Annotated in this window: 21 protein-coding genes and 1 pseudogene; all 22 read right to left on the bottom strand. The window is 44.7% G+C overall.

Annotated features, from left to right (window positions below; genetic code table 11):
* Window positions 1-130: 130 nt before the first annotated feature.
* A complete protein-coding gene (locus V7K53_RS03800) occupies window positions 131-1,696 on the bottom strand; it encodes a GMC family oxidoreductase (protein ID WP_335196309.1) in 1,566 nt (521 codons plus the stop codon).
* Window positions 1,693-2,523 (bottom strand): MIP/aquaporin family protein, encoded by an 831-nt coding sequence (locus V7K53_RS03795; RefSeq protein ID WP_335196308.1) that lies wholly within the window; start codon window positions 2,521-2,523, stop codon window positions 1,693-1,695. The genes V7K53_RS03800 and V7K53_RS03795 overlap by 4 nt, the downstream gene beginning before the upstream one ends.
* Entirely contained in the window at window positions 2,510-5,182 is a 2,673-nt protein-coding gene (locus V7K53_RS03790; protein WP_335196307.1) for an MGH1-like glycoside hydrolase domain-containing protein, read from the bottom strand. Before V7K53_RS03790 ends, V7K53_RS03795 begins: the two co-directional genes overlap by 14 nt.
* A 159-nt stretch (window positions 5,183-5,341) precedes the next feature.
* Window positions 5,342-6,124: a glucose 1-dehydrogenase gene (locus tag V7K53_RS03785; protein WP_334900410.1), complete on the bottom strand. Its 783-nt coding sequence runs from the start codon at window positions 6,122-6,124 to the stop codon at window positions 5,342-5,344.
* Between the two features lie 251 nt (window positions 6,125-6,375).
* Window positions 6,376-7,770 carry a mercuric reductase gene (locus V7K53_RS03780; protein WP_335196306.1) on the bottom strand — a complete coding sequence of 465 codons (1,395 nt, stop codon included), beginning with the start codon at window positions 7,768-7,770 and terminating at the stop codon, window positions 6,376-6,378.
* 231 nt (window positions 7,771-8,001) lie between these two features.
* Window positions 8,002-8,367: a hypothetical protein gene (locus V7K53_RS03775; protein WP_335196305.1), complete on the bottom strand. Its 366-nt coding sequence runs from the start codon at window positions 8,365-8,367 to the stop codon at window positions 8,002-8,004.
* Window positions 8,368-8,913: 546 nt separating this feature from the next.
* A complete protein-coding gene (locus V7K53_RS03770; protein ID WP_335196304.1) occupies window positions 8,914-9,564 on the bottom strand; it encodes an MOSC domain-containing protein in 651 nt (216 codons plus the stop codon).
* Window positions 9,565-9,742: 178 nt separating this feature from the next.
* Entirely contained in the window at window positions 9,743-9,826 is an 84-nt protein-coding gene (locus V7K53_RS03765) for a hypothetical protein (RefSeq protein ID WP_335196332.1), read from the bottom strand.
* Window positions 9,827-9,927: 101 nt separating this feature from the next.
* Window positions 9,928-10,140, bottom strand: a pseudogene (locus V7K53_RS03760) (DUF1348 family protein); the annotation flags it as partial.
* A gap of 160 nt (window positions 10,141-10,300) precedes the next feature.
* Window positions 10,301-10,441: a DUF1348 family protein gene (locus V7K53_RS03755; protein WP_335196303.1), complete on the bottom strand. Its 141-nt coding sequence runs from the start codon at window positions 10,439-10,441 to the stop codon at window positions 10,301-10,303.
* Window positions 10,442-10,479: 38 nt separating this feature from the next.
* The gene (locus tag V7K53_RS03750) at window positions 10,480-10,599 is read right to left on the bottom strand and encodes an SDR family NAD(P)-dependent oxidoreductase (RefSeq protein WP_442940463.1); all 120 of its coding nucleotides are present in this window, start codon (window positions 10,597-10,599) and stop codon (window positions 10,480-10,482) included.
* Window positions 10,596-11,006, bottom strand: a complete 411-nt coding sequence (locus V7K53_RS03745; RefSeq protein WP_335196302.1) for a DUF6130 family protein — start codon at window positions 11,004-11,006, stop codon at window positions 10,596-10,598. The genes V7K53_RS03750 and V7K53_RS03745 overlap by 4 nt, the downstream gene beginning before the upstream one ends.
* A gap of 79 nt (window positions 11,007-11,085) precedes the next feature.
* Window positions 11,086-11,265 carry a hypothetical protein gene (locus tag V7K53_RS03740; RefSeq protein WP_335196301.1) on the bottom strand — a complete coding sequence of 60 codons (180 nt, stop codon included), beginning with the start codon at window positions 11,263-11,265 and terminating at the stop codon, window positions 11,086-11,088.
* Between the two features lie 25 nt (window positions 11,266-11,290).
* Window positions 11,291-12,286: an alpha/beta hydrolase gene (locus V7K53_RS03735; RefSeq protein WP_335196300.1), complete on the bottom strand. Its 996-nt coding sequence runs from the start codon at window positions 12,284-12,286 to the stop codon at window positions 11,291-11,293.
* 101 nt (window positions 12,287-12,387) lie between these two features.
* Window positions 12,388-13,278: an alpha/beta fold hydrolase gene (locus V7K53_RS03730; protein ID WP_335196299.1), complete on the bottom strand. Its 891-nt coding sequence runs from the start codon at window positions 13,276-13,278 to the stop codon at window positions 12,388-12,390.
* A 554-nt stretch (window positions 13,279-13,832) separates the two neighbouring features.
* Window positions 13,833-14,585: a glucose 1-dehydrogenase gene (locus V7K53_RS03725; RefSeq protein WP_335196298.1), complete on the bottom strand. Its 753-nt coding sequence runs from the start codon at window positions 14,583-14,585 to the stop codon at window positions 13,833-13,835.
* Window positions 14,586-14,934: 349 nt separating this feature from the next.
* On the bottom strand, window positions 14,935-15,372 hold the full coding sequence (locus tag V7K53_RS03720; RefSeq protein WP_335196297.1) for a cupin domain-containing protein: 438 nt from the start codon (window positions 15,370-15,372) through the stop codon (window positions 14,935-14,937).
* Between the two features lie 73 nt (window positions 15,373-15,445).
* On the bottom strand, window positions 15,446-16,003 hold the full coding sequence (locus V7K53_RS03715; RefSeq protein ID WP_335196296.1) for a DsbA family protein: 558 nt from the start codon (window positions 16,001-16,003) through the stop codon (window positions 15,446-15,448).
* A gap of 393 nt (window positions 16,004-16,396) precedes the next feature.
* The gene (locus V7K53_RS03710) at window positions 16,397-17,047 is read right to left on the bottom strand and encodes an RNA ligase family protein (RefSeq protein ID WP_335196295.1); all 651 of its coding nucleotides are present in this window, start codon (window positions 17,045-17,047) and stop codon (window positions 16,397-16,399) included.
* Between the two features lie 96 nt (window positions 17,048-17,143).
* A complete protein-coding gene (locus V7K53_RS03705) occupies window positions 17,144-17,275 on the bottom strand; it encodes a hypothetical protein (RefSeq protein ID WP_335196294.1) in 132 nt (43 codons plus the stop codon).
* A gap of 108 nt (window positions 17,276-17,383) precedes the next feature.
* Window positions 17,384-18,013 (bottom strand): response regulator transcription factor, encoded by a 630-nt coding sequence (locus V7K53_RS03700; RefSeq protein ID WP_335196293.1) that lies wholly within the window; start codon window positions 18,011-18,013, stop codon window positions 17,384-17,386.
* Between the two features lie 66 nt (window positions 18,014-18,079).
* Complete coding sequence (locus V7K53_RS03695) at window positions 18,080-24,157, bottom strand: AAA family ATPase (RefSeq protein WP_335196292.1); 6,078 nt, start codon at window positions 24,155-24,157, stop codon at window positions 18,080-18,082.
* Window positions 24,158-24,472: the final 315 nt, after the last annotated feature.

Raw genomic sequence — 24,472 nt, 5'->3', positions numbered from 1 at the left:
CACTCAGAGTTGAAACTTCTGCTCAATACAATGATTGATGAATCAGTTCATCTCAAAATGGAAGATTGGCTCAAACTTTAGTTGGAATCCAAATTCAAACCTTAGTAGGATTTTTTTGGCAAAGGTATTGTCACTTCAAGCGCTCTAATAAACGATCGCCAACTCGCAATGAATTAGCGATAATGGTCAGCGTGGGGTTGACGGCGGAACTGGATGGAAAGAAGCTGGCATCGACAACATAGAGATTATCCACATCATGGGTACGGCAATTAAGATCCAGTACGGAGGTTTTTGGGTCTTCTCCAAAACGACAAGTACCGCATTGATGACCAACCGATTGCAGTGGCATCATATTGCGGGGATAGAGGCTAAATGGAATACAGTGTTCTGCTCGATCGACCTGCTTGAGAACACCTACCCAGCGTTTTGCTAGGCGATCGCTTGCTTCTAAATTGTTGGGTTTATAGTTTAAGTAAAGGCGCTCTTTTTCTACCCGCACGCGATTCTCAGGATCGGGTAAGTCTTCTGTTTGCAACCACCAGCCAACTGTACGATCGGCAACTGTTTTCAGTTCTGCCCCTGGTCGCAGCCTTAATAGTGGAGCCATCAGTGCGGGAACTTCGGCGGGTAGCATATCTGCCAAGACGTTGCCAGTATTTTGTACCAAGCCCATTGGGTAGGGAAAATCGGATTCGCCCCAATAAAAATCACTAATGGCGATCGTTTTTTGATAAACAGAAAGATTGAGTTTTGTATTTAGTTGCACCATTGCCATGCAAACATGTTTCATCAGGTTACGCCCCACCCAATCGGAACTGTTGGCCAATCCATTGGGATGTTGGTCATTGTGCGATCGCAATAATAATGCTGCTGAGTTAATCGCACCGCAAGCAACTACAACAATATCACCTGTAAAGAACTGAGTTTCACCGTCAATTTCAGCTTCTACGCGGGTGACTTCTCGACCAGACCGACTTGTATGTAACCGTGTGACTTTGGCTTCAGTCAGTAAAGTAATATTTTCATTATGGCGAATGTGTTGAATACAGTTAACTTCAGCATCGGCTTTACCTTGAGTTAAACAAGGAAAGCCATCGCAGGTATTACAACGAATACAGTTCCCCAGGCTTTTATCTACTTCATTAAGTTTCAATCCCAACGGCAGATTAAAGGGATGCAAACCAGCTTGTCTCAGACCGTTAACAAGTTCCTGTATTCGGGGTTCATGGTGTACGGGAGGATGAGGATAAGGTAAACTCCTAGCTGCCTCGGTGGGATCGATACCTCCTTGACCGTGGACATCATAAAGCTGCTCTGCTTGAGTGTAGTACGGTTCAAAGTCGCGGTATTTTAATGGCCATGCTGGTGAAATGCCGTCCTTGTGTTCCACCTCTTCAAAATCGCGTTCCCGTAATCGCAACAAAGCTGCACCATAAACTTTGGTATTACCACCAACCCAGTAGTTCGTTGCTGGACGGAAGGGTTTATGGTTTACGTCATACCACTGCTCTGGAGTGTGATACCGTTCTTTTTGGTAAACTTCCAGCGCACTCCAGTTTTCCTTTTCTCGCGGTAAAAATTTACCCCGTTCCAAAATTAAAATTTTCTTGCCACTGGGTGCAAGATGATAGGCTAAAGTGCCACCACCCGCCCCAGTGCCGATAACGATCGCATCATAATGAGTGTTCGTTGTCATGATTGTTCTCCTGGAATTGGCAGAGAGTCGCTCAAATCGATTTTGCCGTTACGATTGTAGTCACAGCGAAAAATACAGCGTTTGTGATTGGCGTGATGCAATTTGGCACACTTGACGGCGCGTTTGCCAAATAGATATTGATATACTCCTGATGCCAGCAACATCCCCGCAGGTGGCACAATTACATATAACCAAAATGCTGTCCAAATGTGGGCAGGGAAAGCAGAAGCCAGACTGCGGGCAGGGTTCATGCCAAAGCCAGATAGAGGAGCTTCAAAAAAAACGTAAAGCATTACCAGAAATCCGGCAAATAGACCTGTAAACCGATTGAGTTTCTGGTTGTTACTAGTTAGCAAAACAGTCATCATCATTACAAATGCAATGACTAGTTCGCCCAATACAGCCACAATCCACCCTGATGTTCCTGGCACGGTGACGATGTAATTCACTGGGGCTTTAGTGAACACTTGACCCAGCAATAATGCCACCAAATAAACCCCCAATAAGCCGCCTAAACACTGAAACAGAATGTAAAAAATAGCATCCTGACGTTTGACTTTTCCCAGACGATAGAATGTGAGCGTGACAGCAGGATTCATGTGTGCGCCGGATTGCTTGCCCCAAGGCGAATAAATCAGGGTAATTGCCGTCAATCCCATAACTACACCAATTAAAAATCGGCGCAAATCGCCATTGGGAATTGCTTGATGAATCGGGGAACCAGGATACTGAAATACACAGGTAAATACTCCGGCAGCAATCAGAAATAATCCCAGTTGTGCTGCTTCCATTAAGTATTCTGGTAAATGCTTTCTAAATGTTTCCATGCTGCTCTTGCGCTCGGTGTTCAGCATTTTGGAGAATTAGCGCGGCGACTAATCCTGTCCAGCCTGTTTGATGACTGGCTCCAATACCCGCCCCGTTATCTCCGTGAAAGTATTCGTGGAACAGAATATAGTTGCGCCAATGGGGATCGGATTGAAATATTTCCAGACCGCCATATACTGGGCGACGACCGGCAGGATCTTGCTCAAAAATCGCAACTAGACGATGAGAAAGCGCGATCGCTACTTCCTTTAATGTCATTTCTTCCCCGGAACCTGTGGGATATTCTACCTTCAAGCTATCTCCGAAGTAGTCATAAAACTTCCAGAGTGCTTCAATAATTAAGTAGTTTACCGGGAACCAAATCGGGCCACGCCAGTTAGAGTTACCGCCAAACAAACCTGTGGTAGATTCGGCGGGTTCGTAACGAACGCAGTAATCATGTTCGCCTTGATGTAATACATAAGGATCTTTGAGGTGATACTTGGAAATGGCGCGAATTCCGTAATCGCTCAAGAATTCATTCTCGTCGAGCATCCGTTGCAGAATACGTTTTAACTTTGTCTGGTAAGCGATCGCTAACAGCCTTCTTGCACCTACCCCCGGTGTTTCCATGCAGGCGACATTATCTTTTAAATCTGGGCGATTGCGAATGAACCATTGCATACGACGCTTAAAGCCGGGAAAACGCTCTAAAGTTTCTAATTCCAGTACTGTGACAGCGTAGAGGGGAATTAACCCAACCATTGAGCGTACTTTCACCGGAAATTGCCGTCCATCAGGTAAATGCAGCGCATCGTAGTAAAAGCCGTCTTCTTCATTCCACAGCGAAATGTCTGCATTACCAATGCCGTCAATGGCATCGGCAATGTAGAGAAAATGCTCGAAGAACTTGCTGGCAATGTCTTCGTAGGTAGAATCTTCTTTGGCGAGTTCCAGGGCGATCGCTAGCATATTTAAACAGTACATTCCCATCCAGCTTGTACCATCTGCTTGATTGAGATGTCCGCCTGTGGGCAATTCCTTGCTGCGGTCAAATACCCCTATGTTGTCCAGCCCCAAAAATCCACCCTGAAAGACGTTTTTACCTTCTACATCTTTGCGATTTACCCACCAAGTAAAATTCAGCAGCAGCTTGTGAAAGACCTTTTCCAGAAAAGCGCGATCGGCTTTTTTGCAAGACTTCTGCTCGATTTGATAAACGCGCAAAGCTGCCCATGCCTGCACGGGGGGATTAACATCACCAAATGCCCATTCGTAAGCAGGTAATTGACCATTGGGCTGCATATACCATTCGCGTGTCAGGCGATCTAGCTGCAACTTGGCAAAATTTGGATCGATGACAGCTAAGGGAATCAAGTGAAATGCTAGATCCCAAGCCGCAAACCAAGGGTATTCCCATTTGTCTGGCATCGAGAGAATATCTTCGCTGAACAGAGAAATCCACTCATGGTTGCGTCCAGTCTGTCGTTCCGGTGGAGGTGGTGGTTGTTGGGGATCGCCCTTGAGCCAGTCATTGACGACATAGTTATAATACTGCTTGCTCCATAGCAACCCGGCAAAGGCTTGGCGCTGAATATTGCGCTCATCTTCTGACACGGGAAAGGGACAAATGCCCTGATAAAATTCATCAGCTTCGGCAATCCGTGTCTGGAAAATTGTGTCGAAATCTTCGCCAAAAGGATCTGTGAGTGTTTGCACATCACTCAACCGCAAGCGTACAACTTTAGTTTCACCTGGATTGATTGTTAATTTGTGGTGAGAAGAAAACTTTGTGCCTATGCGCTCGGAATTGACGGCTGCTGTTTTCCCATTTACAACATACTCATTAATGCCATCTTTGACATAAGTTGAGTCATTTTTGTAACCAAATAATCGTTCGTAATTGGTTTCGTTGTCGGTAAACAGAAGTTCTGTATCTCCTTGGCAGTAAAGCCAACGAGTTCCCAAGTGAGAATTCTCAGCTTCAATTAAACTGAAGTTGGAATTTGAGCTAACCACTTTCATAAAAGGTTTCTCAATTTCGGGATTCCAAGCCCAGATATTCCGAAACCAGAGTGTTGGCAGTAGGTGGAGTGTGCTGGCTTCTGAACTGCGATTAGCGATCGCAATTTTAATTAAAATATCTTCCGGTGCGGCTTTGGCATACTCGACAAAAACATCAAAATAACGGTTCTCGGCAAAGATCCCCGTATCAAGTAGCTCAAACTCCGACTCAAATTTGCTTCTGCGCCGATTTTCTTGTAATAGTTGCGTGTAAGGAAATGCTTGTTGGGGATACTTATACAAGCATTTCATGTAGGAATGGGTGGGCGTATTGTCAAGATAAAAGTAATACTCTTTAACATCCTCACCGTGATTACCTTCTGTGCCCGTTAGCCCAAACAATCGTTCTTTGAGAATGGGATCGTTACCATTCCACAGAGCGATCGCAAAACACAAACGTTGCCGACTATCGGAAATACCAGCAATGCCGTCTTCGCCCCAACGATAAACACGCGATCGGGCATGATCGTGAGGAAAATAATCCCAGGCAGAACCGTCATGGCTGTAATCTTCCCGCACCGTTCCCCATTGGCGATCGCTGAGATAAGGCCCCCAGCGTTTCCAATAGGCAACACGTTCTCGATCCTCCTGCAATCTAACTTCTTCTGGAGTCACGTCGCTTCGCTCCGAATTCAAAATTCAAAATTTAAAATTTAAAATTCAAAATTTAAAATGGGCATTGGGCATTGGTTATTAATTATTCTCCTCTGCTTCCCCTGCCTCTCCTGCTCCCCCTGCCCCTCTGCCCCCTTGCCCCCCTGCCCCCTTGCCTCTCTATTGCTCTTGATAATTCCAGAGCAACCCACCGTCAACAAAAAATGTTGTACCTGTTACATAATCTGACTCAGAAGATGCGAGAAATGCAACTATAGATGCAACATCTCCTGGTTGTCCCAATCTTCCCAAAGGAATGTTTTTCAGGAGCGCCCCTAACTTCTGTGGATCGTTTAAAAGTTTAGTATTTATGGGAGTTTCAATTGCCCCTGGCGCAACATTATTAATATTAATGCCATGAGGAGCTAGTTCTACAGCCAAATTACGGGTGAGCATTTTCAAGCCACCTTTGCTAGCACAGTAAGCAGCAAAGTGCGGAAAGGGTAATTCTTCGTGTACAGAACTAATATTAATAATCTTGCCAGGTTGCTTTGTTTCTAGTAGGTGCTGCACAAATGCTTGTGTCGCAAAGAATATTCCTTTGAGATTCACATTCATGACAGCATCGTAATCGGCTTCAGTGACATCCCAAAAATCGGCGTTTTTTTCTATTCCTGCATTGTTAACTAAGATATCTAACTTGCCAAAGTGGGAAATACTGTCTGCAATCATGCGCTGCACATCGGCAACCTTACCTGTATCTCCTTGAATTGTGAACCCGTCTACTATATGGCACTGACCACCAGCTGCCTTTACCTTCGATAAGGTTTCTTCCGCACCTTCAGGATGAGAGCGATAGTTGATAACAATACTTGCTCCTTCCTGTGCTAGACGAATTGCGATCGCCTGTCCTATTCCTTGACTACTCCCTGTAACCAGTGCAATTTTCTCTTTTAGTTTCATATACCTGTTCCAATGACTTTAGTATTGAAAGCGCTCTGTTACATCAAGTTCGGTTAATTAACGATCGTTCGATATATCTATGCAAAAATCTAAAACTCTTTTCTCCCTGGCTTTCTTCCCACTGTGGTATGAATAAGTCTTTTACTTGGATATGATACAACACCATAGGATACAAATGGTTTTGGTATCCATGCTCACCTTCATCCTTGAACCAAAGTAGTTAAGCGAAAACCATTTCGCTTGCTGTCTCCTTACAACTTGGAAAACAATATATTTAACCCTTCGGTCATCGTGGGATGAGTCAAAATACCGTCGCGCAGAACGGTGTAAGGCATCTGAGCTTGCATCACCATCTGCACCGTCGAAATCACTTCACCCGCTTCATGACACAACAGGGAACACCCTAGAATACGACCTGTCTCGGTATCCACGATCGCCTTCAGCAGTCCATCGGTTTGACCCAGTGTTCTTGCTCTGGGAACGGCTGACGCATCCACCTTCGCCACGCGGATAGCATATCCTTGTTGTCGTGTTTCAGTTTCTGTCAAACCCACATGAGCCAGTTCTGGATCGATGAACAGACAGGATGGAACCAATCGATTGCTTGTACTCCGATCGCCCCCATCAATTAAATTAGTTTTGATAATGCGATAATCGTCGAGCGATATATGGGTGTATTGCGGGCCGCCATTGATATCGCCTAACGCCCAAATTCCGGGTACGTTCGTCTCCAGGCGATCGTTGACTTGAATAAATCCGCGTGTATCGGTTGCCACACCAGCAGCAGGTAAATTTAAGCTCTCGGTATTGGGCGCACGACCAACGGCGACAAGCAAATGCGACCCCTGGAGACTGAGGGAGCGATCGGCAACTTGGATTTGCAGGATGGTTTCATTACCAGTACAATCGACCCTTAACACCTTCGCTTTTAATAAGAATTCAATACCATCTTGTTCTAAAAGTGTTTGAACTGCGATCGCTATATCTGGATCTTGCTGTGACAGGATTTGCTTGTTTTGACCAATGACAGTAATGCGAGAGCCAAAGCGCCGAAACATCTGGGCGAACTCCAAACCAATATAGCCACTACCGAGAACGATCAGATGTTCAGGCAAGTTTTCTAGCTCCATAATCGACTCACTCGTTAAAAACTCAACTTCTGTAAGTCCGGGAATGGATGGAATTAACGGTCGTGTGCCTGTATTAATAAATAACCGTTCGGCGGTAAGTAAGCGATTGTTCCCTTCAGTCGTCGTTACTTCAATTGTTTTAGGAGCAACAAACCTTGCTTCGCCAATAATTAAGTTGCGATCGAGAGCCGTTTCTAGATTGTGCAAATTCATTTCACGCGCAGATTGCACAACCGATCGTTTTCGTTGGATCGCTGCTGCTAAATTAACAATGGGTGTATTGGCTTTAACACCATAAGCGGCACTGTTTCGCACTGTGTTTGCTACATTGGCACTCGCCACCATCGTTTTAGTAGGAATGCAAGCAATATTAATGCACCCGCCACCAATCATGTTTAAACTGCGTTCAACTAGAGCGGTTTTACGTCCGTCAGCGACTAGCGCTGGTGCTAGTGTTTTACCCGCTTTGCCGCCGCCGATAATAATGTCGTCATAGTGTTGAGTGTCCACTTCCATATCCCTTTGGGTTTGATAAGGTGAATACGATTTCTAGAAGGTGTTATGAATTTCAGAAAAAACTGGCTGATTAAGAGGCTTTTAGCGATAGCGTATTTGCCGTAGTACTGCGTCAATAAATAATTGATGGATAAATTAAGAGTAGAGACGGTGATTTATCGCGTCTCTTTAACCGTCAAAATGAATTTGATAGACCACTTTTCCAAAAAGTGCTAACACCCGCAAGAAGATTCAACTTTTTCTACAAGCTTGCTTCATCAAGATACGGTTGTTTTTATACACCTCTAAAGTTCCAGACTGCGGATTATCTAACGTGCCATCCCACACCCAATATTCATAAATTCCATTCCGAAACTTATACACTCGAACACCTTCTGTCGCTTGGCTAGTTCCTTTGCCCAAACTTAAATTACCGTTAGGACTGGTCGCGCGATAGAGCAGTTCACGGGAAGTATAATTCTGCCAAATATTGATGTTGTACCCACCCTGGCATTTCGTACTCAGGAGAATACCAGCAGTAGAGTCAGCAGAAGCTCTTAAGGAAAAATTAGCTAAGATACTGATTGGCAGAGCAAGAAGTAACGCAGATGTTTTCATGAGTTTTGTAAAATTGATGAGTTTGACATTACTGCATTGCTGCTACAACTTCATCTGTAGAAAGGACTGCATTGGCGATATACCCAAAGTTGATCAGTGCTGCCTTATAGCCGTCACCTGCGGTGTCATTCTTGTTGACATTCATGGTTTTCTCCTTGCTTGTTGATTTTCACCGTTCTCTTTCTTAAAATCACCCGCCATTTGCAGCGTTTTTCCAGTGATTCAGAATCAGAATATCTTGTGCCAGAGCGATCGCGGTGGGCGAATTATCTTCAGTAGCCCTATTTCAGACTTTGACCCCACTGCCTAAATGCTGTTTCAAAAACGCCAATGTGCGATCGCGTCCTAATTCTGCGGCTTCTTGGCGATAAGCGGAACTACCCACGCGATTAAATCCATGACTCATATCATGTCCGCTTAATCACTTATCAAAAAAAATTCTCCGCGTCCCCGTGTCCCCGCGTCCCCGTATCAACCCTAATCATAAGTCTTCAACCCGACATGATATAACTCCTTCATAGCGATAGATTGTTCTTGAATAATTTGCTATTTCACATCCTGACGACGACTTTGCTCCTGGAAGTAGTCGCGCCAGCTTTCGGGTAAGGCTTCAAGTTGAGCAGCTTGGTGAAGTAACTCTGGATTGTTCTGCTCGCGAGTATAAAGCTGAGTGATATTAGCAACAGTAATATTGTTGTCATCCCGGCTCACCAACTCTAAAGTGTCTCCGGCTCCGACTTCGCCCTCTTGCAAAACACGAAAGTAAAATCCGGTGCGACGACTTGCAAGAAATCGTTTCACCATATCAGGTCGTCCAAACCGAATCCCAAGTTTGTAACAGGGTAGGCGAGGTTGTGTCACCATCAGTTTTACAGTGCCGATATGAAAGCGATCGCCAATATTCACCTCTTCTTCTCTCAGTCCAGCGGTTGTGAAATTTTCGCCAAAGATGCCTAGCGGTAGCTCTGTATCAGGCAATTCACCTCGCCAGTAATCGTAATGCTCGAACGGATAGACATAGACTGCTTTATCTGCTCCTCCATGAACGGTTAGATCGGCTTGCCTATCACCGTCTAAATTGAGTACGCGCACCATGACGCGATCGCTAACTGGTTCTTTAAAAATTCCAGTGCTAACTATTTTCCCTTTCCAGGTTACTTCACGCGGCAGTCCGATGTTTACAGAGATGAGTTTCATGAGAATTTTAAATTGGGCCAATAGTCAAGTATTTAAATTGAATCAAAAAATAAGTTAATTAAAGGAGTGCTTGATAGGTCTTTGCTTCAACTTCTCAAAGATTGAGGTCGGACAATCCGGGACGATCGTCAGGACGACGACCCAGTTTCCAGTGGTATTTGCGATCGCGTAGCGTCTCCTAATGCCTCCGGCACGCTTGCGCGAACGGAGAATCGCTCTTTTGAATTGGCAGGTCGTTGATGCTGGCAATATGCCATCGCATGAATCCATGTTCATCGAATTCCCAATTCTCATTAGACTTCTTGCAAAAGTCGGGGTAAAGGGTAAGGGGGAAAGGGTAAAGAAACTCAAAATCCTTTCCCTTTAACCTTTACCCTTTTCCCTAAGAGTGCAAAAACATATTTTTGCAAGAGGTCTATTGCCGTAAGAACCGAACCAGTTGCCAGAATCATCATGCCATTCGTAAGCAAACCGGACAGCAATGCGGTTGTCTTGAAAAGCCCAAAGCTCTTTGATCGGGCGGTAGTCTAATTCTTTAAGCCACTTACGTGTCAAGAACTGAACGATCGCCTCACGACCAGATAGAAATTCTGAGCGGTTGCGCCAAACGCTATCCGAAGTGTAAGCAAGTGATACTAGTAGTCTGCCAACCCAAAAATGCGCTCGTGAGGACTGGGAAAAGGGGAAAGGGAAAAGGGTAAGGGATTTAAACCCTTTCCCCCTTCCCCCTTCCCCTTTACCCCGCCAAGTTTCCTTGGCGAACTACTAGTTCAGGGTTACATGTGTTCCAAGCATCCTCTGCGATTCGGACTTTTTGGATAGCGGATTCATTATCAAAAGGCGGCAGGGGTAGTCGAGGATTTTCGGGTTTGGTCATAGTATGGCAGTGTAAAATGGCGATCGGCCGCTTCTTTACTAAAGGCGTAATTGACTAACTACGGCTGCACCTTCGGCTGCCAGATGTTTGGCAATTGAAGCACCAATTCCTTTAGATGCCCCCGTCACAACTGCGATTTTTCCGTCTAGTTTTTTCATGATGATTTTTTAGGATCGGGCAGCGTGAACTTCACGGTTTCGCTAGTGATTACTTTGTGCATGGGGTCAGCTAGTTCGATCAGCACCTTGTGTACGCCAGGTTCCAGTCCGACCAGGACGATCGTTTCCCCGCTGGAATCGACAAAGTGCCACGGCGCATCGTCAACGGTGATATGGATATGACCGATGCGCGGCGATACTTCGAGAGCAGCCTTGCCGAACATCGGCAACACGCGCAGGTTCTCCGTCCGGTACTGGATAAAGACACGACCCTGGGCCAGTGGTTCGGGAAGCGGTGGATCGACAATCAGCTTGGCCGGTGGTTCGTTTTCGATAGCAATCAATGGTGATGGGCCGCGAATGTCTTTGGCGCTCTGGACTGCAATTTCTCCGTCTAGTTTTTTCATGATGGTGAGTCCTATGGTTGTTGAGGTTACTTCATTGCTTTTACAACTTCATCCGTAGACAGAACGGCATTGGCAATTTTCAAACCGTTGGAGTGGCACTTCCGTCAATCCTGATTGTGGTTCCTGTCATGAAATCGCTGAGTGGACTAGCAGTGAAGCAGACCATTGCCGCGATGTTCTTCGACTGCCCCAAGCGATCGCGTAACCGCAAGAGCGTAGCCGAGCGCCAAAGCCTGACAAGAACGAGGCTTAATTGCAACTGCGGTAAAATAAATGATTGTTTCCTATTGCAGATATTTCTTCAGTTCGGCCGCTGCCTGGACAAAAAGAGAACGAACTGCTGGAACCTCAGCTAAACCATTCAGCAGTCCAAAGTCATGAATCATGCCGTTGTAACGCACGGTTGTCACTTTTACCCCAGCTTCATCTAGCTTGCGTCCATACGCCTCGCCTTCATCACGCAAGATATCACTTTCTGCAACCTGAATTAACGCCGGAGGCAATCCTTTCAATTGCTCAACAGTAGCCTGTAACGGAGAAGCATAAATTTCTTTGCGTTTTTCTAGGTCTGTCGTATAGAGGTCATACATCCACTTCATCAGAGATGTGGTCAAGAAACGTTTCTCGCCAAATTGTTGATAAGAATCCGTTTCAAAATTCGCGTCTACGATCGGCCACATCAGGATTTGCAACTTAATCTGCGGGCCCCCTTTCGCTTTCGCCATCAAAGTGGTTACAGCTGTCATGTTACCCCCGACACTGTTTCCGACTACTGCCAGATTTTTGCCATCAACATTAATCTCCTCACCATGCTCGGCTACCCATTTGGTAGCGGCATATATCTCATTGACAGCCTGCGGATATTGAGCATCTGGAGTTCGAGTGTAGTTGACAAAGACAGCCGCAAAACCTGAAAGCACAACGAGATCCCGAACCATGCGTTTGTGCGTTGGATAATCGCCCAGCACCCAACCGCCACCATGAATAAAGATGAAAACAGGCAATGTGCCTTTGACACCCTCAGGTCGGACGATGTTTAGCGCGATCGAATACCCGTCAACGGTAATCGTCTTTTCAGACTCATCAATGCCTGAAAGGTCTACTTTAACGTCAGCCTGTGCATTCACTAGGACTTGACGGGCTTCCAGTGGAGGTAATGTTTCTAAAGGCGCACCACCAGAATTCAGTAATTTCAAAAATGCCTTCACTTCCCTGGAAAGACGCGGATCTTCTGCAACTTCCAAAACTTTCACCGCTTGTGAGTTTGCTTGACTAATCATAAATCTTCCTTGGATTTATAAATGGTGGATAATCTTTTGAAGTGGCACTGTCAAGTTAACTGGCTTGACAGCAGAGCAAACGCATCTAAATTATACTTAGATTATTTACTACTGGGGACTGCGATGATGTCCTCCTTTACAACGTGAGTTGTAATGAAGCGACGGATATGGTCTGCGATCGCATCGCCTTCTTCTTCCAGGGCAAAATGTCCGGTATCAAGTAAATGCAACTCCACGTTTTTTAGGTCGCGCTTGTACGGATGAGCGCCTTCTGCGGGGAAGATGTAGTCATTCTTACCCCAAACAATCAGGGTTGGTGGCTGATATTTGCGAAAATACTCCTGCCATTGCGGATATAATGGTGGATTCGTGCCATAGCTATACAGCAGCGCCAGCTGAATCTCATCGTTTCCTGGGCGATCGAGGAACAGTTGATCCATATTCCAGGTATCAGGGCTGATTGCTTCAATATTGCGAACACCGTTGGTATATTGCCATTTCGTGGCTTCCAAGGTGACAAGGTGTTTAAGCTTGTCAGCATTCTCAGGCGAACGCTCTTGCCAGTAAGCCTTGATGGGTTCCCAAAATTCGCGCAGACCTTCTTCGTAGGCATTCCCGTTTTGAACAATCAGCGCTTCCACTCGTTCTGGATATTTAGCTGCAATTCGATAGCCAATGGGAGCGCCATAATCCATCACGTAAAGGCTATATTTTTTGAGATCGATCGCGGTAATAAATTTCTCCACGATCTGGGCTAGGCGATCGAATGTGTAGTCAAACTCATTCACGGTTGGCATGGAACTGTTGCCGTAACCCGGATAATCGGGTGCAACCAGATGGAAGCGATCGGCAAGCGCAGATATCAGATTGCGGAACATGTGAGATGAGGTTGGGAAGCCGTGTAATAGCAGAATTGTCGGATTACTGCGGGAGCCAGCTTCTCGATAAAATATATCTAAACCATCGATCGAAACTGTACGATATGCGGTCATGATTTTAGTCCTTGTAAGGTTATATAGGCTACTGCCTCTACGCACAACTTTCACGTCGCGCATCTCATTGCAACGCCAATTAAGATTAATGAACTTTAGCTTGAGGCTCCTCTGCCTTTGCTGCTTCAATAGGCGATCGCTCTGGAAGGCTATCGCAAAAACTCACGGGATTATGTGATTACTTCGCTCCGTTATCACTGCGCTCGTAATGACGATTTAATATCATGTTCGGTTAAATACTTATAATATCTGTAGGTTGGGTTGAGGAACGAAACCCAACACTTGATCCTTGTTCATGTTGGGTTTCACTACTGTTCAACCCAACCTACATTGATAAGTTTTATTATAAGTAATCACCCGAACTTGATATAAGAGGTCTATAACGCCTGAAATCCTCCTTGCAGATAGTACTTGTGTGTACACCGTAGCCAATACTACGGGGAGGGTTAGGGTGGGGTATTTTTGTACCTCACCAACTTAAAATCTGCTGTATGTTGTTTTGTAATGAGTAGACGTTTAGGGAAACACAAGTATGGAATCCTCCGCAAGTACATTTAAACTTGTGCCATACCACCATCGACGAACAGTTCAATGCCATTTACAAAGCTGCTATCATCCGAGGCAAGGAAAACAACAGCCTTAGCGATTTCATCCGGTGTACCCACCCGCCCCAGGGGGATAGTGTCAACCTGGCTGGCCACAAATCCCTGCACCTGTTCCTCACTCAATCCCAAGAGATTGTAACCAGGAGTCGGAACCACGCCGGGGCTGATGGCATTGACGCGAATCTTGCGCTCTTTGAGGTCGAGTGTCCAGTTACGGGCAAAGGAGCGCACAGCGGCTTTGGTCGCGCTGTAAACGCTGAACGCTGGAGTGCCTTGAATGGAAGTGGTCGAAGCATTGAGAACGATGGACGAACCCTCTGGCATCAACGGCAGTGCTTTTTGTACAGTGAAGAGTAAACCCTTGACATTGGTATTAAAGGTCTTATCGAAATGCTCCTCGGTAATCGAGCCAAGTGGAGCAAGTTCGCCGCCTCCAGCGTTAGCGAAGAGGATATCGAGGTGTCCTTTCTCCTGCTTAATCGTAGTGTAAAGGCGATCGATATCTGCGAGATTCGATGCATCAGCCTGAACAGCAGTCACGTTTTCTCCAATCTTCTTCACGGCAGCATCAAGTTCGTTTTGACGACGACCAGTGATAAAGACGTAAGCCCCCTCTTTTACAAACCGTTGGGCTGTAGCGAGTCCGATTCCACTGTTACCACCTGTGACTAATGCGATCTTACCTGTAAGTTTACCCGCCATAAAACTTCTCCATTTGTGTGAATTTCACGTTGACGTTTGCTCTCAATGCAGTGGACAGTTACGCAATCTGTCTTGTTCTATGAGAAACTATGAAAATCGCTGAACGATATTAGACTTCTTGGCATTTGTCGGGAAAAGGGAAAGGGGGAAGGGGGAAAGGGTTTAACTGAGCGCAGAGATGCCAGCGACAGGGCGGCAACGCCAAGGGTGATTCAATACGTAGGCTTTAGACGTGATTTTCTCATGGTCTAGCTTCCTGACAGCAATAGAGAGATGCAAGCGATCGAATATGCAACTCTACGATTCTTCCCCAAAGTGAGTACTTATCGGAGTGCAAGCCAACATCATCTCATACTGAGGGTAAAGCTCCGGGCGGCCCCAGAATTTCGTCGCCGATCTCGGTGGAAATGCGATCGAACAGCTCCATGTCCGGTGCTTCTGTCTCATCTACTGTACCAACTGCTGCAATTAGCCGAGCAAAACCACTCGGTGCAGCAACCACCAACCCGCGAGCTGGCCGATCGCTGAGTGCAGCGACTACGTGGGGTGTACCAGCAGGAATCAGGAAGCTTTCACCAACATTCAGCACAACCTTGTTTTCACCCGCCCAAACCGTGAACTCCCCTTCTAGGACGTAGAGTTGTTCGGAATAGCGCGTGTGGCGATGGGGGGGTGTTTGTGTGCCGGGAAGAAAGTAGCCTTCGATCAGATCGTACTGACCTCCTGTAGTGGTGCGATCGGCAACGATGTTGAGGCGAGTGCCAAAAAGCCAGAGAGATTGTGCCATTAGGTTGCTCCTGTTAATTAATTGCTTGCGTAATAAGCAGTAATTTTGGTTGTGTGGTTAAGAACGAAGAAACTTAATGACTTGTAGTGATAATAGCTGCCATCAACTGCTCAATTTTCCAGCGATCGCTATACCGAATTCCATTAATAAACAGTGCTGGGGCAGCCGTTACTCCACTGTATAATCCACTTTCAATATCTTCATTGATGCGATCGATGTAGACTTTTTTAGATATATCTTGGAGAAATTGGGAAATATCAAGTCCTAGATTATTGGCATACTCCACCAGATAGCCGTTTCCCAACTCTTGTTGATGGCTGAACAGCATTTCATGCATTGACCAAAATTGACCTTGGACAGCAGCTGCTTCAGCCGCTTCAGCCGCACGTTGAGCATGAGAATGAATCTCTATCTGTGGAAAATGACGGAAGATGAAACACAAATAATTCTCCCCCAAAGAAACACTAAGCTGTTGCCCAATGACTTTAATTAGCCTGTAAACGTCCGCACTTTGAGAACATTCATAGTCCCCATACATCACCAGCACTACTGTGGCATTCAGCACACCTTTTATGCGATCTTGTGTTGAAGGTGGGACAAATAACAAACTGCGGTCACGGTCAAAACTCACTGATACCTCCGACGGTTGTATGCTCGTCGCCAGCGTTGAGTATACAACCCTCTTTCTACTTTCTTTGTGTAAAGCAAACATCGATTGCAACTAAGTTGCAATCGATGTTTGCCTGCATTAAATATATGCAATTAACTCTAACTTGTCGTCCCCTAAAAGTTGAAACTTTTGCTCAATAGAGTGATTGATAAATCAGTCCATCTCAAAATGGAAGGTTAACTCCAACTTTAGTTGGAATCCACATTTCAACTAAAGTACAACTTACTCATATCATTTCTTTGTGAATTTTGCTCTTTTCCTTTCCTAAAGCATTAACTGCTATATATAGCTTAAAAAAGCTAACTCATAATACGGCTCAATCACCACTAATACTACGTGCGTTTATCCACATTATCACTCCCAATAGTTTTCCCAGTCATCTTGGAAGGCTTGCTGTAGCTTTTTCATATAGGCATTAGTTTTGATTTTTACCATCCACAAGTCCACAGGGCTGTTACCACCTTTGCACACGACACCCTCAGCTACGCCATACTTCCCAGCGCGGACATCTTCTACAAATTGTCCGGTGAGTTTACCACGATAGACAACGCGGGCGATCGCTAAATCACTAAAATCCTGTACAAACTGTTCCGGCGGAACTATACCGCGATTAGTCTCTACATCAAAGAGAATCAGTTGTTTCGGTTCGTCGGGTTTGTGCATACCCGCAAAGGAATTAGCACCGAAAAACTCAGTAAAGACGGTGATTTCTGGACTATTATAAATAGGATTTTCCTGAAACAGTTTATCTAGCGGGGTCGCAAAAAGCGTTTGAAATATGCTGTGTGCTGCTTCCAAGCCTGGATGGGCGGCGTTAAAGTCAGCGATTCCTTTCTCATCGAAATCGAAGCGATCGCGCCGAGTCCCAAATCCGTACCACCCAAGTTCAAATTCCCAAACCCAATGCAGATTAGTCCCGTCGTATTTCTCGAAGGCAATACAGCGCCCGGATGGGTAGTTTTTACTACCAGGAATTTTGGGATACGCTAGCTGAATACGAGGCATAATGTTGATCTTGTATTTATTAGTTGCATTGACCTGCACCTTTATTGCATCGACCTGCACCTTTATTACATCGACCTGCACCTTTATTACATCGACCTATACCTTGATTGCATCGACCTGCACCTTGATTGCATCGACCTGCACCTTGATTGCATTGACCTGCACCTTGATTGCATTGACCTGTACCTTGATTGCATCGACCTGCACCTTTGTTGCATTGACCTGCAAAAATAAACTTACTTTAGATTACGTACTAACTTTAAAAGATTTGTGTGTAGATGGTAGCCTTAACAAGGGGGAATTTAATTATATAGATATTTAATTGCAAAATTGATATTACAAATTGACAATCCCTCGTTTAACAGCAATAATCACGGCTTGAGTGCGATCGCTAACTCCCAACTTACTTAAAATTCGATTAACGTGAGATTTGACGGTGCTTTCACCGATACTCAAAGTACTGCTAATTTCTAAATTACTCATTCCTTGCGCCATTAAACGGAGTACATCTAGCTCTCGCTCACTCAGTTCTGGATTGCTCATCCTCTGCACCAGTTTTGCTCCTACTTCGGGTGGAATATACTGCTGACCGCGATGAATTGTGCGAATGGCACTCAAAAGTTCGTTGGGTTTAGCATCTTTGAGCAAATATCCTTTAGCGCCTGCCTGCAATCCGCGATAAATATCTTCATCACCATCGTAGGTAGTTAGCACAACAATTCGGGCAGCTTTAAATTCAGCACAAATAGCAGTAATGGCTTCAACTCCTGCCATCTGCGGCATTCGTAAATCCATTAGCGTTACATCTGGTTGGTATTCACGAAAAAGCGCGATCGCCTGTTGTCCATCTTCTGCTTGAGCAATCACCGTCATCTCTGGGTCACGGTTAATGATGGTTGTCAATCCTTGCCTGACAATGGAATGATCGTCAACAATCAGAACCCGAATATTCGTTGATTGGCTCATAATTATGAAGAATGAGAAATTGAGCTACTACAGGTTGCGTTTGTAACTAGTGCATTTTTAATATTCTCACCCTCGATTTACGATTACAACAATTTCTGTTCCTTGCCCAGGTTGGCTCTGAATGCTGAGTTGCGCTCCAAGATGTTCTGCTCGCTCGCTCATTCCCAACAATCCAAATCCGCCAACAGATGGGATCGTAGCAACCCCAAAGCCCCGTCCATCGTCTTTAACGCGCAGAATACATTGGGCATTGTCATAAACCAACTCCATACGAATTTCGGCAGCATCAGCGTATTTTATGGCATTGGTTAATGCTTCCTGCCCAATCCGTAATAAATGATTTTCAACCTCGGTTGGCAAAGAATAGGTTGTGCCTTTGATTTCGTAGATCAGAATAGTATCGGTAGAAGCTCTCATTTGAGTTACGAGGCGGTGGAGGGCACTCTGCAAATTGCCTTCTGACAACATCTGAGGGCGGAGCGCTGCCACCGATCGCCGCGCCTCAGAAAGCCCAATGCGTGCCAGTTCATCAATCATTTCCAGATGTTCCTGAGTTGCTTCTCGATCGTCCGCCAGCACTTGCGTTGCCGCTCCGACTTGGAGCAGAATGCCTGTGAAGGACTGTGCCAGGGTATCGTGAATTTCTCGCGCCATCCGGTTGCGTTCTTCCAGAATTGAGGCGTGTTCGGCTCGTTTGCGTTCACGCAGTGCAGCGTTTCGCTGTTCGCTAATATCTGTGATGAGACTGTAGAAGCCTCTCACTTGAGCATTGCGATCGCCTTTGGTACTGCCCCTTGGGCAATCGCAATCGGGGATCAAGGTAGCACTGATGCACCTTTTACCAAACGAAAAGGTAATTTCTGCTTCCAGGGTTACAGTTTGCCCTTCAAATACTTGATTGATATACGGCTCAAACCGTTGATAAACCTTCTCACTCAGAAGTTCATGAACATGCTTGCCCAAAATCTCATCTCGACTACGGCTAAACCAAACCTCATAGGTACGGTTAACAAACCGATAGCGCTGATTTGCATCCACGTAGCCGATCAGAACTGGTAGAGCATCCGTGATTAGTCGCAATTCTTGTTCGCGTAAGCGAAGCTTGTCGTAGACATCGCGCAGTGCGGCTTCACTTTTTTGTAAAGCCGCAGTTCGTTCTGCTACCTGTTGCTCTAGAGTGCGGTTGTAATTGGCTAAGAGGTGTTCTGCTTGTTTACGCTCTGTGATGTCTTGAAAGGCGACGATCGCATAAGCTACATTACCCTGTTCATCAAAGATAGGAGTTCCCCACACCTCGACTGGAACGATCGCATTGTTTTGGTGAATTTCCAGATCGTCAATTGTGGTGCATTCGCCGCTTAATGCCCGAATAACTGGTAGTTTCTCAATTGGATAGTTTTCGTCTGTTCCCGCCAGATAAAATTGATAAACCTCTGGGATTTGCTCCGATGCCACAGAAGGATCAATCCCTTTACCCATTAGCTGAATTCCTCGTTGATTGACGTAGTAAACGCAACCACCCGCATCCAATACTCCAATTCCTACTGGAACCGCTTCTAGAAATTGTTTCATTCTACTTTCGCTAGCGCGTAGCTTGGAGTAGAGCCTGGCATTTTCGATTGCGATCGCTGCTTGGGATGATAACAAATTTAATATCTGCGATCGTTCGGGTGTAAATGCCCCAGCCGCTAATTGATTTTCTAAATACAACACGCCAACTAGCTTACTTTGATTCAGCAGTGGCAAACAGAGCAGTGATTGAATTTGATTGTGCTGAATGTATGGTTCATTGATAAAATGACCTTCACGAATTGCATCATTTAAGATGACAGATTCATGAGTACGGATAACATAATTAATAATTGATTCAGGTAGATGATTTGCAGTTGGGAGCGATTGCAGCACTTGCGTAGCACAGACCTTCTCACCGTCATTGAGTTCGCAAGAAGCTTCGATCGCCCATTTTCCTGAGTTTTCCAAAATCAAAAATCCTGTTTGCGCGCCAGCATTTTCAATTAATATCTTCATCAAGGAACCGAGTAACTTATCCAATTCAATTTCACTCGAAATTGCAAGGGAAGCTTTCATCACTGCTGCTAAGTCGAAAGCGATAGGTGAGTGATTAGAGGTAGTTCCAGAAGTAGTGCGAATTGGCGTGTGAGTCATGCCCGACGACTGAGGAAATAGCTGGGGATATCGAGTTTCTAAATCTTTGACCTTTGCAGTCGCTCCCCAGCGTTCATAGCAATAATGTGCTTCCTTCATGTAAGTTTGGGCGATTTTTTGTCTGCCTCTTGCTAGATAATGTTTAGCAGCTAATTCATAAGCTAATGCTTCTTCTTGCAAATACTCGTTGTCTTTAGCCCCAAGAATTGCTTGCTCGTAAAATTCTTCTGCCTCAAGCAACTGACCCAAAACTCGTGCAGTCTCTGCTTGCACTAAATGATATTTATGCAAATGATTCGTGGGCGCATAATGTGCCCATTGCTTTATTTTCTCCTGGCTAACTGCAATTTTTTTAAGAATTTCCTCTTGCGCTTGAGCGCTGCTTTCCGGGTATATTGCGAGTCTTGTCAAAGCATCATATAGGTAGTAAAAAGGCGCAATAGGTGTGCCTGTTATTCTGATTAAATAACGTTCTGCTATGGTTGAGTTTTCAATTGCCTGAGCATACTCAGAAAATAGGTAGCACAGAAAGAGTTTATTAAAATAGACATCAAAGATTGCAGTTCCATCATTTGCTGCTTCGTGTTGTGGCAATCCATTCTCCTCATTGTAGAATTTGCCAACTAAACGGGTTGGATTGAGCGAGTATCCCATCAAATTTGCGATCGCCTGGTGAAATATTTGATTCCAGGTTAGTGCTATTTCCTGTTTGATTTGACGAAGTGCTTCATTATATGCCGCCATCTCGCGTTCAACCTCCACGAGTTCGTTGCCGACAATATAGGAGTTAAAGCAATAAGAGTGAGCGCCATAGGCGGCAAACTCTAAATCCCCGGTTTCTAGCCCACTTTGATAGACCTCTAGTAATGGCTGTAATGTGTCTCTCACACGATCTTTCCAATGAATAATGAAGGTATTCACGATGAGACATGTTCTAGCTCTGAGTGAATGAGACTTAGGTTGTGACAACTGCCTTAAAGCTAACTGTCCAAACTCGTAGCCAATGTCTATGTCTGCAACCTTTCCACACAGAACTAATCCAAAGTTGGCATAAGCAAAGGAAGACGCAAACGAATTTCCATGCTCGAATGATAAGCTGACTTGTTTAGATACCAGTAAGGCCATTAAATCAGGAGCGGCAATCCAGGCCGTAATAGTGATTCTAGATAGGATTCGCATTGCTGCTAACTTGTCTGGCTCGGTCATTTCCGGCAAATAAATCGAGTCTTTAATCTGTTTCTCACTAAAGAGTGATGCGATCGCGTCTAGTTCAAGCTGAATATCTAACTGACTGGGGGTTTCGGGAAAACTGATCCCCAATTGCTGCAACACTTGCAGTGCCGTATTGATTGCTTGTAATAGCTGGCTCTGTGCAATGTTAGTTTGAATTTTGACTTCGTAGACTTTTACAGTGTCGAGAACTGTTTTAGCTGATTGCAGAACGATCGCCACCCAGTATTCTACCTGCTCAAAATCGCCACACAAATACGCGACTTCTGTTGTTTCTGTGTATAGCTCTAAAGTCAAGTCATAGTTTGCTTGCCAGCTAGAAGCCGCTAGCCAAACTCTTGCTGTGGCTAAATATTTTTTCGCCATACTATAAGCGATCGCTGCTTTTGCTTTCTGCGCGGCAATTAAATTTAATCGAGCAATTTCATTTCGTTCGGGTTGTTCGCTAACAAGCTCAATCCCATGATTCAAATGATCGACGATTTCAAATAACTTATCTGATATGCACTCCGGTGAAGTTTTGCATAGTAGATTGCGACCAATTTGTAAATGAACAACTTGTTTATGCGCTTCATCGATTAAAGCATAGGCAGCTTGCTGTACGCGATCGTGCAGAAACTTATGCTCTTTAATTAACAAGTTTTCATCTAATTCAGATAGTGGTTTAATTAATCCATTTTGTATGGCTGTTAGTAAATCTTGAAAAATCGTTTCAGGTGGTTGATCGCAAACAATCGATAGAGTATCTAAATTAAATTCAGCGCCAATGCAAGCAGCTAACCGAAGAATTTGCTGTGTGTTCTCTGGTAGTTTCTTCAACTTGTGAAGCATCAACTCCACAACATTATCAGTAATATCTTGGGCTTGAATCTGAGAAATGTTCCACTGCCAGCCTCCTACCCTCCTCTGTCTCCCCTTAGTAAGGAGGGAGTCAAAGGTCAACAGATTTTCGCTATATAGCGTCCTCAAAAATTCATTGACAAAGAAAGGATTACCCTCGGTTTTACGCAACACCAACTCAGCTAAGGAACGAACGGTGTCAGTATTGTGATGTAGTGTCTCGGCAATCAGCTGATTCAATGGTTCCAGCGTTAAGGATGTCAGTATAATTTCTTGAAAAACTACTCCTTTTTTTCGCAGTTTTTCTTGCATTAATACCAGTGGATGCGTTGAATTTACTTCATTATCTCGATATGCTCCAATTAAAAATAGGGATTGGATTTGCTCATCTAGCAGCATCAACTCAATTAACTTCAGCGTTCCTGAGTCTATCCACTGTAAATCATCTAGAAAAATAACTAGGGGATGTGACTTGGAACAAAATACCCGCACAAACGATTGAAAAATCCGATTGAAGCGATTTTGAGCTTCAGTTGCGCCAACTTCTGATACAGGTGGCTGTTTGCCGATAATTAATTCAACTTCCGGGATAATATCAATAATAATTTGTCCGTTGGTTCCTAAAGCCCTTAGAAGTTGCGATCGCCACTTTTGCACCCGCTCCTCTGGTTCACTGAGCAATTGCTGCACCAATTTTTGCAGAGCATCTGCGATCGCACTGTAGGGAATATTGCGCTGAAATTGATCGAATTTACCAGAGATAAAATAGCCGCGCTTTTGGGTAATTGGTTTATAGATTTCTTGCACTAACGCAGATTTCCCAATACCAGCATAGCCAGATACCAACATCATTTCGACTTGGAATTTTGGGTTGCCCCTTTGTTCCCTTTGTAAAGTCGTTTCTGAATTATTTGGTAAAGCCGCGACGCGATTTGACTCTGGACACGCTACGCGATCAAACGCCGCCAGTAACATTGCAACTTCCTTGTCCCGCCCATACAGTTTTTGAGGAATTTGAAATTGCTCAGAAACGTCTTGAAGAGCCAGTTGAATGCTAGAAATTTGACCGATTTCTTTTAATTGTTCAGCACAGATTTCTAAATCTGCTTTAATTCCCCAGGCACTCTGATAGCGTTCTTCTGCATTTTTCGCCATCAGTTTGAGAATGATATCTGAAACTGGCTTAGGAATCGTTGTATTGATTTTATGAGGAGGAACAGGATGTTTGGCAATATGACAATGGACTAGCTCAAGGATATCCGTTGTAGGAAACGGCAAATGTCCGGTTAGCAGTTCGTAGAACATCACACCAAGGGAGTAAAAATCGGTGCGGTAATCGAGTAAACGGTTCATCCGCCCAGTTTGCTCTGGAGATAGGTATGCAAGTGTCCCTTCTAAAACATGAGGACTTTTGAAAATCGGATTTGTGCGGTTAAATTGGGTGGCAATCCCAAAATCAATAATTTTGACAACCCCAGTATCCAGATTGAGGACTATGTTTCCAGGGTTGATATCTTTATGAATGATATTGGCTGCATGGATTCTGCCCAGAATGTCGCTTATAGCGATCGCAAGACTTAGAAAAGTGGATAAGGGCATGGGGCAGAAGTTTTCTGGGCGCTTGTGCATCCATTGCTCTAGGGACTCTCCCCCAAAATCTTCTAAGAGAATCACCAGAGTGCGTTGATAGTCCTGCTGGCTGTATGCTTTGATAACTCCTTCCAAGTTGAGCGAACGGGTAATTTTATATTCCTGTCTGTAGCGAGTCAGTTCTTGGGGAGAAGGATAATCAAGCTTTAGCATTTTTACGACGATCCCTACTCCATCGTCTCTGATGCCTCGATACACTAGAGAGTTAGAACTTTCATATATCTTGTTTTGAATGGCAATACCAGGTAGAGCAATCATAGAGCTTCTTTGGAGAGTATAATCTGGCATACCTCAAAATATACAGCAATTCTCACGATCGGAATAATTACTTGCTGTTTGCTCCCATCGAAAATAAGTTTGAGTAAATATTAATAACTAAATTTTAATTTCCGACTCCAAAATACTCAACACTTTTTTTTCCAGAGTAGTTAAATAAGGTCGATTCAATTTCCCCAGCATCTCCAAAAAGGAAACCAGGAGGACAACCAGGGCATCAGGGAAAAACGCGTAAGGGTTTTGGCAAAACTAGCCGCAGGCTATTTCGAGCGTAAAGTTTTGTCAGTTCTAGTTCTG

This window comes from Nostoc sp. (assembly GCF_036917355.1).
GTDB lineage: Bacteria > Cyanobacteriota > Cyanobacteriia > Cyanobacteriales > Nostocaceae > Nostoc.
Note: the sequence above shows the minus strand (reverse complement) of the source record. Positions and strands in the feature narration are given on the sequence as shown.